This is a genomic window from Brevundimonas sp. (assembly GCF_019636155.1).
Classification (GTDB): Bacteria; Pseudomonadota; Alphaproteobacteria; order Caulobacterales; family Caulobacteraceae; genus Brevundimonas.
Window position 1 is genome coordinate 61,015 of record NZ_JAHBYB010000001.1, and the last position, 14,867, is coordinate 75,881.

The following is a 14,867-nucleotide window of genomic DNA, read 5'->3' on the forward strand; positions in this document are numbered from 1 at the left end:
AGCCGGCCATGGCTCCCCTCCTGTCGCCCAGTCCCGAGACCCTGGTCACCCGCGCCTGGCCCGACTACGCCCTGCTGGACAGCGGCGACGGGCGCAAGCTGGAGCGGTATGGCCGGTTCACCGTGGTGCGGCCCGAGCCTCAATGCTTCTGGACCCCGCGCGACCCGGCCGCCTTCGACCAGGCCGACGCCGTGTTCGACCCCACCGGCGAGGAGGACGACGGCCGCTGGCGGTTCTCGGGCACGGCGCTGGACGCCTTTCCCCTGGCCTGGAACGACGTGCGGTTCACGGGTCGGTTCACCCCCTTCCGCCACCTGGCCTTCTTTCCGGAACAGGCCGCCAACTGGGCCTGGATGGATGCTCGGGTGCGGAAACTCTCGCGCTCAAGCAGCCCTACGGGCGATAGCGCAAGCAAGGTGCGCCCGCGCATCCTGAACCTGTTCGGCTATACCGGCGTGGCCAGCCTGGCCCTGGCGGCGGCGGGTGCCGAGGTCACCCACGTCGATGCGTCGAAGAAGTCGGTCACCTACGCCCGCGAGAACGCGGCCCAGTCGGGGCTTCAGGACGCCCCCATCCGCTGGATCGTGGAAGACGCCCGCAAATATGTGGCGCGCGAGGTGCGGCGCGGCTCGAAATACCACGGCATCGTGCTGGACCCGCCCAAATACGGTCGCGGCCCGACCGGCGAGGTGTGGCGGCTGTTCGAAGACCTGCCGGGCCTGCTGAAGGACTGCGCCGCCCTGCTGGGCGATGATGCGGACTTCCTGTTGCTGAACGCCTATGCGGCGCGCATCTCGGGCCTGTCGCTGGCGCATCTGATGGCTGAGGCCCTGCCCGATCGCGGCGGGCGCATCGACTGGGGCGAACTGGCGCTGTCGGAAGACGGGCCGGACGCGCGCGCCATCGGCCTGTCCTTCTTCGCACGATGGAGCGCCTGATGGACGCGGTCATCACCTCCCTGACCAATGACACGGTCAAGTCGGTGCGCGCCCTGCATGCCAAGAAGGAGCGTGAGGCCACCGGCCTGTTCCTGGCCGAAGGGCTCAAATTCATCGGCGAAGCCCTCGATCTGAAACAGACGCCGCAGATGCTGCTGGTCGGCCAGGACGCGCGTCCGCACCCGCTGCTGGATCGGGCGAGGGCGCAAACGCGCGCGGCGGGCGGGCGCATCGTCACCGTCACCCACGCCATCCTGGAAAAGATCAGCCGCCGCGATAACCCCCAGACCGTGCTGGGCGTGTTCCGCCAGACCTATACGCCGCTGGACGCCATCGACCCGGCCGCCGCTCCCTGCTGGATCGCGCTGGAGCAGGTGCGCGATCCGGGCAATCTGGGCACCATCATCCGCACCGCCGACGCGGCCGGATGCGGCGGGGTGATCCTGATCGACGACTGCGTGGACCCGTTCTCGGTCGAGGCGGTGCGCGCCACCATGGGCTCGGTCTTCGCCGTCACCATCAGCCGCGCCTCATCCGACGAATTCCTGGCCTGGCGAGCGCGCTGGCCGGGCAGCGTGATCGGCACCCGGCTGGACGCCACGGCTGGTTACCGCGACGGCGCCGTGATCCGCCCCGCCCTGCTGTTGATGGGCAATGAGCAGGCGGGCCTGACCGACCGCCTGGCCGCCGCCTGCGACATCAATGTGAAGATCCCCATGCGCGGCCGCGCCGACAGCCTGAACCTGGCCATCGCCACCGGGATCATGGCCTACGCCCTGACGGAGTGATCAGGTCCCGCGCGGTTTGGCGCGGGTGGTGGCGTCGGCGTTGGCGGGGTCTTCGGGCCAGGGGTGGCGCGGATAGCGGCCGCGCATCTCGCTTCTGACCGCCGCCCACGATCCGGCCCAGAAGCCCGGCAGGTCCTTCGTCACCTGCACCGGTCGCCGCGCCGGCGACAGGAGGGCCAGGGTCAGGGGAACCCGTCCGCCGCCGACCATCGGATGGGTTTTCACTCCGAACAGCTCCTGCACCCGTATATCGACGCGGGGCCCGCCCTCGGCGGCATAGTCGATGGCGGCGCTGCCCAGGGGGGTCTCCAGCCGGGCGGGCGCCAGGGTGTCCAGCGCCCGCTGCCGGTCCCAGGGGATCAGGGTGCGCAGCCCCTGCTCCAGCGCCCCATCGCCGACGGCCGACAGGGCGTCGACCCCGTCCAGCGCCGGATGCAGCCAGGTCTCGGCCGAGGCGGCCAGCCCCTTGTCCGACATATCCGGCCAGTCGGGATCGAGGGCGTGCAGGAAGGCCAGCCGCGCCCGCAGGGCCGAGGCCCGCTCGCCCCATTTCAGCGCCCCCAGGCCCCGGGCCGCGAACTCGGCCTTCAGCGCCGCCGTCACGGCCGCCCGATCCGGCGCCCCGATGATCTTTTCGGCCAGGGTCAGGGCCCCGATCCGCCGCAGCCGGCGCAGGCTCAGCCGCCCCGAAGGCTCGCGCGCCAGCCGATCCTCCTCGACGACCAGGTGGGCCAGTTCGCCGTCGAACATCCCGGCGTCCAGCCGCGCGGCCAGGCGGATGCGGTCCTTCTGCTCGCCCCCGCCCAGTTCCGCGACCGCCAGCCAGGGTTCGCGGGCCAGGGGGTCGTGCGGGTCCAGGTGGGCGCCGCGCCCGGAGGCCAGCAGCACCTCTCCCGCCTTGCCGCGCGCGCGGGCGATCCGCTCGGGGAAGGCCTGGGCCAGCAGGCCGCCGGGGTCGGCCGCCGCCCCCCTCCCGCCGCCCGCGGCCCGGCTCCAGCGGTCGATCAGGGCCGAGGCCTCCCGCCCGCGCGGCGAGCGGTCACGCGCCAGCCCCTTCAGCCGATCCTCCAGATCGACGGCGCTCCCGCCCAGACCCGGTTCCGACAGCACCGCCGCGATCCGCGCGCCCATCCGGGCGTCCCCGGCGTCCGAGGCCGCGGCGACCAGATGCGCCAGCCGCGGCGCCAGGGGCAGGCCCGCCAGCCGACGCCCGTGCGCCGTCAGCCTGCCCTCGCCGTCCAGCGCTCCCAGCCGCCCCAGCACCTTGCGCGCCTCGGCGAAGGCGCCGGCCGGCGGCGGGTCCAGAAGGGCCAACCCCTCGGCCGAGGTCGCCCCCCATCGCGCCAGGTCCAGTGCCAGGCCGGTCAGGTCGGCCTCCAGCATCTCCGGCCTCTGGTGCGGGACCAGACCCCGGCTCTGTTCCTCGTCCCACAGGCGATAGCAGACGCCGGGTTCAACGCGGCCGGCCCGGCCCCGCCTCTGTTCGGCCGAAGACCGACTGACCCGCACCGTGGCCAGGCGCGTCAGGCCGCTGGCCGGATCGAACCGGGGCACGCGCGACAGGCCGGAATCGATCACCACCCGCACCCCCTCGATGGTCAGGCTGGTTTCGGCCACCGAGGTCGCCAGCACCACCTTGCGACGCCCCGGCGCCGCCGGCTCCACCGCCCGGTCCTGCTCGGCCCTGTCCAGGGCGGCGTACAGGGCGACCACCTCCACCTCCGGGTCGCGCAGCCGTTCCATCAACCGTTGACGAACACGGTTAATCTCACCCTGCCCCGGAAGGAAGGCCAGGATCGAGCCGGTCTCTTCGCCCAGGGCCGTCAGGCAGGCGCGGGCCACGGCGTCTTCGATCCGCACGGCCGGATCGCGGCCCAGGTATCGCGTCTGAACCGGAAAGGCGCGGCCCTGCGCCTCCACCACCGGCGCCGGCGTCCCGTCGGTCTGGGCCAGCAGGCGGGACACCCCGGCGATGTCCAGGGTCGCCGACATGACCAGGATCTTCAGGTCCTCGCGCAACACCGCCTGACTGTCCCGCGCCAGGGCCAGGCCCAGGTCGGCGTCCAGGCTGCGTTCGTGGAATTCGTCGAACAGGACCGCCGCCACCCCGTCCAGGCCCGGGTCGTCCAGGATCATCCGGGTGAAGACCCCCTCGGTGATCACCTCGATCCGCGTCCGGGGTCCGATCCGGCTCTGCAGCCGGGTGCGATAGCCGACCACATCCCCCGGCGCCTGGCCCAGGGTCCGGGCCATCCGTTCCGCCGCCGCCCGCGCCGCCAGCCGGCGGGGCTCCAGCACCAGGATGCGGCCGTCGCCCCGCCACGGCTGCTCCAGCAGGGCCAGGGGAACCACAGTCGTCTTGCCCGCGCCCGGCGGCGCGGCCAGCACCGTCGCCGGGTGGTCCGCGACAATGGATTTCAGATCTTCAAGGACGGCGTGGATCGGCAGCATCGCCTGCGCTCTAGCCGCAACGGGCCGGTCCACGAAAGCGTCGTCGTCTCTTCACCGAACGGAAACCGCGTTGCGCATGGCCGTTCACGCCGCTAGCGTCGCGCGCGAAGCGGCGCTGGCCGCTGGTTTTATCGGGAGGGCACCCATGTGGCGCGTTAAATCGCTAGACGCGATCTTGGCCACGGCTGAAAAGAAATCGCTTCATCGCTCGCTGGGGCCTGTGCAGCTGACGCTGCTGGGCGTCGGGGCGATCATCGGCACCGGCATCTTCGTCCTGACCGCCGCGGCGGCTCAGAAGGCGGGCCCGGGCATGATGTGGAGCTTCGTCATCGCCGGCGCCGTCTGCGCCGTCGCGGCGCTTTGCTATTCGGAACTGGCCTCGATGGCGCCGGTTTCCGGCTCGGCCTACACCTATACCTACGCCGTGATGGGCGAACTTCTGGCCTGGACGGTCGGCTGGGCGCTGATCCTTGAATACGCCGTGGCGGCCTCGGCCGTGTCGGTGGGCTGGTCCGGCTATGTGCTGGGGCTGATCGAGAACGCCCTGGGCTTCGACTGGCCAGACATGCTTCAGGCCGGCCCGGCGTGGAGCATGAACGGCTGGATTCCCTCGCCGGACTTCTCGGTGGGCGTCATCAACGTCCCCGCGATCATCGTGGCCCTGGCCGTGACCATGCTGCTGATGATCGGCACGACGGAATCGGCGCGCGTGAACGCCATCCTGGTGGCGATCAAGGTCGCCGCCCTGACCGCCTTCATCGCCCTGACCCTGCCGATCATCAACGCCGACAACTTCACGCCCTTCGCCCCCAACGGCCTGTTCGGTTCGTCGTCGGGCATGGGCATCGTCGGCGCCGCGGCCTCGATCTTCTTCGCCTATGTCGGCTTCGACGCCGTCTCGACGGCGGCGGAAGAGACCAAGAACCCGCAGCGCAATGTGCCGATCGGCCTGATCGGCTCGCTGGCCATCTGCACCATCTTCTATCTGTTCGTCGCCATCGGGGCGATCGGCGCCATCGGCGCCCAGCCGGTCGTCGGCCTGGACGGCTCGGCGGTTCAGCCGGGTTCGCCGGGCTTCGTCGCCGCCTGCGCCCTGGCCGAGAACGCCAACCGTCTGGTCTGCTCGAACGAGGCCCTGGCCCACGTTCTGCGCGAGATCAACTATCCGGCCGTCGGCAACGCCCTGGGCACCGCCGCCATGCTGGCCCTGCCGTCGGTCATCCTGATGATGATCTTCGGCCAGACCCGCATCTTCTTCGTGATGGCGCGCGACGGCCTGCTGCCGGAGGCCTTCTCCAAGGTCCACCCCAAGTGGAAGACCCCGCACATCGTGACCCTGTTCACCGGTATCGCCGTGGCCATCGCGGGGGCCCTGTTCCCCGTCGGTCAGCTGGCCGACATCTCGAACTCGGGCACCCTGTTCGCCTTCTTCATGGTGTCGCTGGCGGTGCTGATCCTGCGGGTGAAGGACCCCAACCGTCGTCGTCCGTTCAAGACGCCGCTGGTATGGCTGTTCGCCCCCTTGTCGGCCCTGGGCTGCGCCTTCCTGTTCTGGAACCTGCCGCACGACGCCAAGATGGTGCTGCCGATCTGGGGCGGCATCGGCCTGGTGATCTACTTCCTGTACGGCATCCGCAAGAGCCACGTCGGCCGCGGCATTGTCGATGTGCCGGAGCTGGATCCGGATGCGCCGCAACAACCCGTTCCCCCCATGCCGGGCGCCTCGACGCCGGGCGAGGACAACGGCTGATCGGTCCGACCGGACAATGATCAAGGGCCCCGGAGATCGCTCTCCGGGGCCCTTTTTCATTCCGCCTCAGCGCCGCATCAACAGGCCCAGCAGCAGGCCGGCGCCCAGGGCGTAGAGGGCCGCCCGCTGCGGCTCGGCCTCGATGGCCCGGCGCGTCCGGACCAAGCGCTCGCGCCCCCAGTGACGCCCCTGCGCCAGATCCTCGCGCACCGCCTGGCGCACCGAGGCGACCTGTCGGCGCGCGGCCGCGGCGTCCTCCAGCAGGATACGATCCGCGGCATGATCCAGCGCCGCGCTGGGCCGGTCGAAGGCGTCGTCCACGATGTCGTCGGCGACAGGTGTTGCGGCGTAGGTCTGGCTCATCTGGAGGCTCCGATGGGGGTTCGCGGCTGACAACCCCCATGGCCGGCGCCGGGTTCCTGGCGCCGCGGCGTCGCAGCCGGGATCGGCCCCGGCGTGGCGGCGTTTCCCTATCGAACAAGGAGACGCCCCATGACCTATGTCGAACCGACACCTCCCGGAACGCCCCAGCCCGAGGTCGATCCGTCTCCGGCCAAGACGCCGGAAATCACCCCCGCCGAGACGCCCCAGGAAGTCCCGCCGCTCCAGCCCGGCGGCGGCGGACCCGGCGATTCGCGTCCGCACGACCGCCGCTGATTCGTCCCATGGTCAAGTCTTCCGAACCGTCAGTATTCGGCCAAGCGGCCGGAACCTCAGGCATTCGTCGGGGTTCAGACCAGCAACCCGCCTCGTCACGAAAGGAGCCCAAGATGGCTGAAGGTCAGACCACCCGCGCATCGGGCGTGTCCAAGCGCGGTTTCGCCTCCATGGACCCCGAGCGCCAACGCGAGATCGCCCGCAAGGGCGGCGCCAGCGTTCCCAGCGAAAAGCGCAGCTTCTCCCAGGATCGCAACCTGGCCGCCCAGGCCGGCCGCAAGGGGGGTGAGGCCTCGCACGGCTCGCGCAACGGCCGCGCTCAGGATGAGACCCCGGCCTCGCCGACGCGACTGCCCCCGATCTGAACCCGGCGACGGCGGCCGGTTTTCAGCGAACCGGCCGTCCGCCGTGCCTGGCGTATTCCAGCCGGGCGATGGTGCGATTGTGCACCTCGTCCGGTCCGTCGGCGATGCGAAGGGTCCGCACCCCGGCGTACATCTCGGCCAGGGGGAAGTCGCCCGACACCCCCGCCCCGCCGAAGGCCTGGATGGCGTCGTCGATGACCTGAAGCGCCATCTTCGGCGCCGCCACCTTGATCTGGGCGATCTCCGAGCGCGCGTTCTTGGCGCCGGCCACGTCCATCATCCAGGCGGCCTTCAGCACCAGCAGGCGGCACATTTCGATATTGGTGCGCGCCTCGGCCACCCTCTGTTCCCACACCGAATGCTCGGCCACCGCCTTGCGGAAGGCGGTGCGGCTCAGCAGCCTCTGGCACATCAGCTCCAGCGCCCGTTCCGCCGCCCCGATCACCCGCATGCAGTGGTGGATGCGGCCCGGCCCCAGGCGGCCCTGGGCGATCTCGAACCCCCGTCCCTCGCCCGCGATCAGGTTCTCGACCGGCACGCGGACGTTCTCCAGCACCACCTCGGCATGGCCGATCGGCCGTTCATCATAACCGAACACCGACAGCATCCGCTCGACGCGGAAACCGGGCGCATCCACCGGCACGATGATCTGCGACTGCTGGGCGTGGGTGGCGGCCTCAGGGTCGGTCTTGCCCATGACGATGGTCATGGCGACGTTCGGATGCGCCATGTTGGTCGACCACCATTTGCGGCCGTTGATCACATAGTGGTCGCCGTCGCGGACGATCCGGGTCTCGATATTGGTGGCGTCCGAACTGGCCACCGCCGGCTCGGTCATCAGGAAGGCGGACCGGATCTCCCCCGCCATCAGCGGCGCCAGCCAGCGCGCCTGCTGGGCCGCGTTCCCATAGAGGTGCAGCACCTCCATGTTGCCGGTGTCCGGGGCGTTGCAGTTGAACACCTCGGCCGACCACAGCCGCCGCCCCATCATCTCGGCCAGGGGGGCGTATTCCAGATTGGTCAGGCCCGCGCCCCCATTCTCATGGGAACTGTCGCCCGGCAGGAACATGTTCCACAGTCCGGCGGCGCGCGCCTCGGCCTTCATGGCCTCCATCACGGGCGGCTGGCGCGCGGGGTCCTGCTTCACCTGAGCCCAGTATTCGGCCTCACGAGGGACCACCGCCTCGTCCAGAAAGCGCTGAAGCCGCTCCTGCCAGTGAAGAGCCTTGTCGCTGTGCTGGAAATCCATGGTCGAACTCCTCCCCCATCGGGGAAGGGGGACCGCGAAGCGGTGGTGGGGGCCGACCCCATCCCCGGCGCTCGCGGCAAGCCCCCTCCGTCACGACGCGAACCGCGCCGCGCCACCTCCCCCAAGGGGGAGGATCGTGACTTATCGCTTCAGCAGCGGGGCCAGCTTCTGGGCCAGCATCATGTCGCCGGCGATCTTCAGCTTGCCCTGCATGAAGGCCATCATGGGATCCAGCTGCCCCTGGGACAGGGCCAGGAAGTCGTCCCACGAGATCGACACCGTGGCGTCGGCCGGCTTGTCCTCATTGGTCACCGAATTGGGGCTGGAGGCGCCGTCGATGAAGATCTTGCCGATGTCGCCGAGGTCCAGCTTGACGGTCTTGCCGAGGCCGGCGTCGTCGCCCACGGCGGCGCGGATGCGTTCAGTCACTTGGGCCAGATCGACCATGGGAGATGTCTCCTGAAAGGTTGGACCTCCGACCTAGCCCCACGCCGCCCCGGCGCCAAGATCACGTCGGGGAAAGCTCAGTCGGCCAGGGGCGCGCCGGGGTCAGTCTCCCAGGGCCCGTCCATCCTCTGACGCATGTCGCGCGACGCCCGCCGCTCGGCCTCCATCTGGCGGCGCATGTCGCGCTCGGCCTCGATCCGGTCGCGTTGCGCGCGCCGCGCCTCACGCTCGGCGCGCCAGTCCGGCCCGGGCTGGTCGAACCCATAGGACCGATCGTCGCGCCGGATGCGCGGCGCCGCGGGCGGGGTGTCGGAATGCGGCAGGGCCTGGCGCATGGCGCTGGACAGACGGCGCAGGACGCTGTCGGGCGGTCGATCCGCCTCCGTCCCCTTTGCATCGCCAAAATCCTCGACCGGCATATCCGCCGATGCACGGGCCGGCGGCAGGGCGGCCGGGTCGAAGGCATCCACCAGCACCCCGACCTCCATCACCGGCCCGGAGATCAGCATCGGCTCCTCCGGCTGGACGATCTCGATCCGGATGCGTTGGCCGTCGTCGCCAGGGGCTGACGACCCGCCGCCCGCGATCCCCGCCAGGGCCAGTCCCGCCACGGTCAGTCCCCCGGCCGCCAGCAGGCCGATCCGCGTGCGCGGCCCGACCCGGCCGACCGCGTCGCGCGCCTTGCCGATCCCGTCGATCAGCCGCCGCCTCATCTGTTCGACATCGAACCGCGCCATGCCGGCATCAGGCCCCCGCCCGGTGACAAGATCAAGGCCGCGCGGAACGAAGCGCGGCCCGCCTGATTATCCACTCAGGAGGTCAAGGATGACGAAGAGATTCAAGGTCGGCGACCATGTCCGCTGGAATTCCGAGGCGGGCCATGTGTCGGGTCGGATCATCAAGGTCCACACCCGCGATTTCGACTACAAGGGGCACACCCACCGCGCCTCCGAAGACGACCCCCAGTACGAAATCAAGAGCGACAAGACCGATCACATCGCGGCCCACAAGGGCGGCGCGCTGAAGCCGGTCTGATACGGAAGCCATATTTCAGAAGGTCTGGCGGAGACGGAGGGATTCGAACCCTCGGTACCCCTTACAGGGTACGACGATTTAGCAAACCGTTGCCTTCAGCCACTCGGCCACGTCTCCGGCAGGCGGCGTGGATAGCGGAGGCGGGGGCCGGGCGCAATCGCTTCTGTGGCCGGGACCGCGTTAACGCGATCTAGAGGCCGCTCGGGCAGGGTTTGCGGGACCTGTCGCGATCCGGAACTCCATGGCCGACTCCCTGTCCCGCCTGCCGTCCACGGCCCAGGCCGCGCCCGCGACGGCCGGGGCGCCGGCGCTTCAGGCCTATGCCGCCCATCGGCTGGAGACGGCGCCCGCCGACGGCGCGGCCCGGCGCGGCCCCTTCCGGCCCGATGTCTGGCTGAATGCGCGCCAGCGCGGGGCGGCCCGCCTGGCCCCCCATTATTTCCGCGCCGCCGACGCCGCCCTGGTCTTCGGCCTGGCCCTGGCCTGCGCCTGGGCCGCGGCGCCCAGCGGCCTTCTGCAGGCGCCCCTGGCCCAGGGCCTGCCCTATCTGGTCGGAGCCGCGGCGGTCCTGTGGCTGTTGCGGCGGCTGGACCTCTATCGTTTCGGCCGGGACGAGGGCCTGGGGTTGCATCTGGCCAAGGTCTCGGCCTGCGCCGCCTTGGGCGGCGTCCTGGCCACCGGGCTGACGGCCCTTCTGGCGCCGGGCGCGGCCACGGTCGCCGCCGCCCTGGTCTGGTCGGCCCTGACCCTTTTGGGCCTCTACGCCCTGCACATGTTGTGGCGAGAGGGGGTCGGGCGCTGGCGCGCCTCGGGCGCCCTGACGCCGAACCTGGTCATTGTCGGCGCCACCCGCCACGCCGAGGCCCTGATCCATGAGGCGCTGAAGCGGCGCGACCTGAACATCCTGGGCGTCTTCGACGACCGGCTGGCGCGTTCGCCCCAGGCGGTGTCGGGCGTGCCCGTCCTGGGCCGCGCCGAAGACCTGCTCAGCCACCGGCTGACCCCCTATGTCGACCGCATCGTCCTGGCCATCGATCCCCGGGCCGAGGCGCGGGTGCGCGACCTGACCCGCCGCCTGGCCATCCTGCCCAATCCGGTCACCCTTCTGGTCGATCCGCATGGGGCGGACGAGCGGGATGCGGCCCTGGAGCGGCTGGTGCGCACGCCCCTGGCCAGCCTGGACGGCCCGGTCGATCCGGACCGCAAGGCCTTTCACAAGCGGCTTCAGGACCTGGCCCTGGGCCTGACCGCCCTGGTCCTGCTGGCGCCCGTCCTGGCCCTGATCGCCCTGTTCGTGCGGCTGGACAGCCCCGGCCCGGCCCTGTTCCGCCAGCGCCGCCACGGCTTCAACCACGAAGAGATCGTGGTGTGGAAATTCCGCACCATGCGCCACGAGGCCGCCGACGCCAGCGCCAGCCGCCAGGTCACGGCCGATGACGACCGCGTCACCCGCCTGGGCCGGTTCCTGCGCGCCACCAGCCTGGATGAACTGCCCCAGTTGCTGAACGTCGTGCGCGGCGAGATGTCCCTGGTCGGGCCCCGTCCCCACGCCATCGGCATGAAGACCGGCCAGGTGGAGTCGGCCCGGATGGTCGCCGACTACGCCCATCGTCACCGGATCAAGCCGGGCATGACCGGCTGGGCCGCCATCAAGGGGTCGCGCGGGCCGCTGCACACCGCCGCCGACGTGCGCCGCCGGGTCCAGCTGGACGTCGAATATATCGAGCGCCAGTCCTTCTGGCTCGATCTCTGGATCATGCTGGTCACCGTCCCGGTCCTGCTGGGTGACCGCATGGCCGTGCGCTGAGGCGGGCCGGCGGGATGTTCTGGCGCGGGGTCTGGGGCTATCTGCCCGCCAATATCGTCCAGGGGGTGGTCGGGGTCCTGGCCATCGTCCTGTTCACCCGCCTGCTCAGCGCCGAGGACTTCGGCCGCTACGCCCTGGCCTTCTCGGTCATGACCCTGGCTCATGTGGCGGTCTTCACCTGGCTGGAGGCGGCCATGGCCCGGTTCTGGGCGGCCCAGATCACGCCGGAACAGGCCGCCGGCCATTTCGCAGGCCTGTATCGCGCCGCCTTCGCCCTCAGCGGTCTCTATCTGATCGTGGTAACGGCGGTCTTGCTGATCGTCCCTGTCGATCCCCTGTTCCGCTGGGCCCTGGCCGCGGGCCTTTACGGCGCGCCGGTGCGTTGTCTGGTCAAGCTGGGGCAGGAACGGTTCCGCGCGGCCGGAGAGGTGCGGCGCGCCGCCGCCCTGGACATCGCCGTGGCCGTCATGGGTCTGCTGATCGGGCTCGGTTTCGCCCTGGCCGGGGCGGGCGGGGCGTCGCCGCTGCTGGGCCTGGGCCTGGCGCCCCTGCTGGCCCTGCCCTTCGTCCTGCCGGGCGAATGGCGCCAGGCCAGGGGCGGCCGTATCGAGCCCCAGCGCCTGCGCGCCTACGCCGCCTTCGGCTATCCGATCGCGGTCGGCCTGTCCTTCGCCCTGATCCTGTCGTCGACCGACCGGTTCCTGCTGGCCGCCTTCATGGACGAGGCGGCGGTCGGCGCCTATCACGCGGCCTACAGCATCGCCAACCGCACCCTGGACGTCCTGTTCATCTGGCTGGGCGCCGCCGGGGCCCCGGCCCTGGTCATGGCTCTGGAACGGGGCGGGGCCGAACGGCTGGGCGAGGCCGCGCGCGAACAGGCCGCGACCCTTCTGCTGATCGGCCTGCCCGCCGCCGCCGGTGTGGCCCTGGTCGCCCGGCCGCTGGCCGAGGTTCTGGTGGGCGCCGACCTGCGCGGCGCGGCGACCCTGGTCACCCCCTGGATCGCCCTGTCGGCCCTGCTGTCCGGCCTGACCATCTATTACGTCAACCAGGGCTTCACCCTGGGCCGCCGCACCGGCCTGTTGCTGCCGGCCATGGCGGCGCCGGCGGCGGCGAACGTGCTGCTGAACCTGATCCTGATCCCGCGTTTCGGCGTCCTGGGGGCGGCCTGGGCCACGGCGGCGGCCTTCGCGGTCGGGCTGGGCGTCTCCATGATCCTGACCCGCCGCGCCATCGCCCTGCCGATCCCGTGGGAGGCCCTGACCCGCTGCGGCGTCGCCACCGCCGTCATGGCCGCCGTGGTCAGACAGGCCCCGCCCCTGGGCGGCCTGGTCGAACTGATCCTCGACGCCACGCTTGGCGTCATCGTCTATGGCGCCGCCGCCCTGACGCTCAACGCCGCAGGCGTGCGGGACCTGGCCCTGCGTCTTCTGGCCCGGCGTCGCGGAGCCCTGGCGTGAGCGGCGGCGCGAACGACCGGACCAATCCGGCCTGGGCCGAGGCCCGGCCCCGCCTGTCCGTGCTCATTCCCTTCCTGCGCGACGATCCGGACCGGCTGCTGACCTTGCTGGATCATGAGGCGGAGGCCCTGAGCGGGGCGGTGGAGATCATCCTGCTGGATGACGGCACCGGCGATCCGGACCTGACCACCCGCATGGCTGGACGGATCGACGCCATGCGCCTGCCCGCGCGCCTGATCAGCCTGGCCGCCAACGAGGGGCGCAGCCGCGGCCGCAACCGCCTGGCCCAGGCCGCCCGCGGCGCCAGCCTGCTGTTCCTCGACAGCGACATGCGGCCGGACGGACCCGACTTCCTGCACCGCTGGATCGATCTCGTGCGGCGCGACGATCCCGCCGTGGCCTTCGGCGGCTTCTCCCTGCTTCAGGCGCCGGTCCACCCGCGTTTCGCCGTCCATCGCGCCATGGCCCTGCGGTCGGACTGCACCCCCTGCGAGCAGCGCGCCCTTCAGCCGGAGAAGCACGTCTTCACCTCCAACCTGCTGGTCCGGCGCGACGTGTTCGAGGCCGAGGCCTTCGATGACGGCTTCGCCGGCTGGGGCTGGGAGGATGTGGAATGGGCCATGCGGGTCTCGCGCCGCTTTCCCATCCGGCACATCGACAATCCGGCCACCCACATGGGGCTGGACACGGTCCAGGCCCTGGCCGCCAAATACGAACAGTCGGCGCCCAATTTCGCCCGCGTCGCCGCCCGCCATCCCGACATCCTGGCCGCCTATCCCAGCTATCGCGCCGCCCGACTGCTGGGGCGGGTTCCGGGCCTGGGCCTGGCGCGGCCGTGGATGAAGCGGGCGGCCGGCGCCGGCTGGCTGCCCGTTGCGGCGCGGGCCTTTGCCCTGCGCCTGTATCGCGCCGCCCTCTACGCCGAGGCGGTGCGATGAGCGGGCCGGACGTCGCCATCCTGATCCCGACCCTGCGCCGCCCGGCCGAGCTGGAGCGGGCCCTTCGCTCGATCTTCGCCCAGACGGGGGTTCAGGGGCGGATCGCGGCCATCGTCGTCGCCGACAACGACCCGGACGGGACGGCCGCGCCGGTGGTTCAAGCCCTGACGGCCGGATCGCCCGCGCCCCTGGTCTATCACCATGTTCCCCGGCCCGGCGTGGCCACGGCCCGCAACGCCGCCCTGGGCCAGACCTCGGCGCCGCTGATCGCCTTCCTGGATGATGACGAGGTCGCCTCGCCCGGCTGGCTGGCGGCCCTGCTGGAGGCCCAGGCCCTGACCGGCGCCGATGTCGTCTTCAGTCCCATCGCCGGCCGCGCCCCGACCGCCCGGCCCTGGCTGCGGCCCTATCTGGAGCGCTTCTTCGGCCGCGCCGGCCCCGAGACGACGGGCCTGATCGAAGACAGCTTCGGCTGCGGCGCCAGCCTGATGGTGCGGGCCACCGCCCTGCCCGGCTCCGCCCCCTTCGACGCCTCGGCCGACCAGTCGGGCGGAGAGGACGACGCCCTGTTCGCCGCCCTGCGCGCGCGGGGCGGCCGCTTCGCCTGGGCCGCCGAGGCCGGGGTCGAGGAATACGCCCCGGCCCACCGCGCCACCCTGAGCTACGCGCTGGCCCGCGCCTTCGCCTATGGCCAGGGACCCAGCCAGACCGCCGCCCGCGCCCGCGACTGGCCCGCCGTCGCCCGCTGGATGGCGGTGGGCGCCGCCCAGGCCACGATCTTCGGCCTGGCCGCCCTGGTCCTGACCCTGGTCCTCAGCCCCCGCCGCGCCGACCTTCTGGACCGCGCCGCGCGGGGCCTGGGAAAACTGTTCTGGATGAAAGGGCTGGAGCCGAATTTTTACGGCACACGTGAACTGGAGCGGCTAAAGACGAAGCGGGCTTAGACTCCGAAAAAGAGAGTCCAAAGAGTCCAATCGGGCCA

15 protein-coding genes and 1 tRNA gene are annotated in these 14,867 nt (G+C 71.3%); 10 read left to right on the forward strand and 6 right to left on the reverse strand.

The genetic code is table 11. The annotated features are described in order from the left end of the window. Positions 1 to 8 precede the first annotated feature (8 nt). Together KF910_RS00360 and KF910_RS00365 are read left to right on the forward strand one after the other, a co-directional pair. The gene (locus KF910_RS00360) at positions 9 to 938 is read left to right on the forward strand and encodes a class I SAM-dependent methyltransferase (RefSeq protein WP_292257743.1); all 930 of its coding nucleotides are present in this window, start codon (positions 9 to 11) and stop codon (positions 936 to 938) included. After that, entirely contained in the window at positions 938 to 1,726 is a 789-nt protein-coding gene (locus KF910_RS00365) for a TrmH family RNA methyltransferase (RefSeq protein WP_292257745.1), read from the forward strand. Before KF910_RS00360 ends, KF910_RS00365 begins: the two co-directional genes overlap by 1 nt. Here the strand turns inward: KF910_RS00365 and hrpB are convergent, their stop codons facing one another. Beyond that, entirely contained in the window at positions 1,727 to 4,177 is a 2,451-nt protein-coding gene (gene hrpB / locus KF910_RS00370; protein WP_292257747.1) for an ATP-dependent helicase HrpB, read from the reverse strand. Between the two features lie 145 nt (positions 4,178 to 4,322). On the opposite strand from hrpB, the gene KF910_RS00375 reads away from it, so the two are divergent. After that, positions 4,323 to 5,927, forward strand: coding sequence for an amino acid permease (locus KF910_RS00375; protein ID WP_292257749.1), 1,605 nt, complete (start codon positions 4,323 to 4,325; stop codon positions 5,925 to 5,927). A gap of 66 nt (positions 5,928 to 5,993) precedes the next feature. Here the strand turns inward: KF910_RS00375 and KF910_RS00380 are convergent, their stop codons facing one another. Continuing rightward, a complete protein-coding gene (locus tag KF910_RS00380) occupies positions 5,994 to 6,290 on the reverse strand; it encodes a hypothetical protein (RefSeq protein WP_292257751.1) in 297 nt (98 codons plus the stop codon). A gap of 129 nt (positions 6,291 to 6,419) precedes the next feature. Between KF910_RS00380 and KF910_RS00385 the strand changes: the two genes are divergently transcribed. Both KF910_RS00385 and KF910_RS00390 read left to right on the forward strand, forming a co-directional pair. Next, positions 6,420 to 6,584: a hypothetical protein gene (locus tag KF910_RS00385; protein WP_292257753.1), complete on the forward strand. Its 165-nt coding sequence runs from the start codon at positions 6,420 to 6,422 to the stop codon at positions 6,582 to 6,584. Positions 6,585 to 6,697: 113 nt separating this feature from the next. Beyond that, the gene (locus KF910_RS00390) at positions 6,698 to 6,949 is read left to right on the forward strand and encodes a general stress protein (RefSeq protein WP_292257755.1); all 252 of its coding nucleotides are present in this window, start codon (positions 6,698 to 6,700) and stop codon (positions 6,947 to 6,949) included. A gap of 22 nt (positions 6,950 to 6,971) precedes the next feature. Here the strand turns inward: KF910_RS00390 and KF910_RS00395 are convergent, their stop codons facing one another. The 3 genes from KF910_RS00395 to KF910_RS00405 form a co-directional block, all read right to left on the reverse strand. Then, a complete protein-coding gene (locus tag KF910_RS00395) occupies positions 6,972 to 8,198 on the reverse strand; it encodes an acyl-CoA dehydrogenase family protein (RefSeq protein ID WP_292257757.1) in 1,227 nt (408 codons plus the stop codon). A 141-nt stretch (positions 8,199 to 8,339) separates the two neighbouring features. Next, positions 8,340 to 8,645 (reverse strand): SCP2 sterol-binding domain-containing protein, encoded by a 306-nt coding sequence (locus tag KF910_RS00400; RefSeq protein WP_292257759.1) that lies wholly within the window; start codon positions 8,643 to 8,645, stop codon positions 8,340 to 8,342. Between the two features lie 77 nt (positions 8,646 to 8,722). Further along, positions 8,723 to 9,382, reverse strand: coding sequence for a hypothetical protein (locus KF910_RS00405; protein WP_292257761.1), 660 nt, complete (start codon positions 9,380 to 9,382; stop codon positions 8,723 to 8,725). Positions 9,383 to 9,470: 88 nt separating this feature from the next. Here KF910_RS00405 and KF910_RS00410 point away from each other — a divergent pair, with 88 nt between their 5' ends. Then, on the forward strand, positions 9,471 to 9,680 hold the full coding sequence (locus tag KF910_RS00410) for a DUF2945 domain-containing protein (RefSeq protein WP_292257763.1): 210 nt from the start codon (positions 9,471 to 9,473) through the stop codon (positions 9,678 to 9,680). A 25-nt stretch (positions 9,681 to 9,705) separates the two neighbouring features. Here the strand turns inward: KF910_RS00410 and KF910_RS00415 are convergent. After that, positions 9,706 to 9,797, reverse strand: a tRNA-Ser gene (locus KF910_RS00415). Positions 9,798 to 9,921: 124 nt separating this feature from the next. Here KF910_RS00415 and KF910_RS00420 point away from each other — a divergent pair. The 4 genes from KF910_RS00420 to KF910_RS00435 are packed head-to-tail and all read left to right on the forward strand — an operon-like array spanning position 9,922 to position 14,829. Next, positions 9,922 to 11,487, forward strand: coding sequence for an exopolysaccharide biosynthesis polyprenyl glycosylphosphotransferase (locus KF910_RS00420; protein ID WP_292257765.1), 1,566 nt, complete (start codon positions 9,922 to 9,924; stop codon positions 11,485 to 11,487). 14 nt (positions 11,488 to 11,501) lie between these two features. After that, positions 11,502 to 12,947: a lipopolysaccharide biosynthesis protein gene (locus tag KF910_RS00425; RefSeq protein ID WP_292257767.1), complete on the forward strand. Its 1,446-nt coding sequence runs from the start codon at positions 11,502 to 11,504 to the stop codon at positions 12,945 to 12,947. Then, positions 12,944 to 13,885 carry a glycosyltransferase family 2 protein gene (locus KF910_RS00430; RefSeq protein WP_292257769.1) on the forward strand — a complete coding sequence of 314 codons (942 nt, stop codon included), beginning with the start codon at positions 12,944 to 12,946 and terminating at the stop codon, positions 13,883 to 13,885. Before KF910_RS00425 ends, KF910_RS00430 begins: the two co-directional genes overlap by 4 nt. Further along, positions 13,882 to 14,829 (forward strand): glycosyltransferase, encoded by a 948-nt coding sequence (locus tag KF910_RS00435; RefSeq protein WP_292257771.1) that lies wholly within the window; start codon positions 13,882 to 13,884, stop codon positions 14,827 to 14,829. The genes KF910_RS00430 and KF910_RS00435 overlap by 4 nt, the downstream gene beginning before the upstream one ends. Positions 14,830 to 14,867 lie beyond the last annotated feature (38 nt).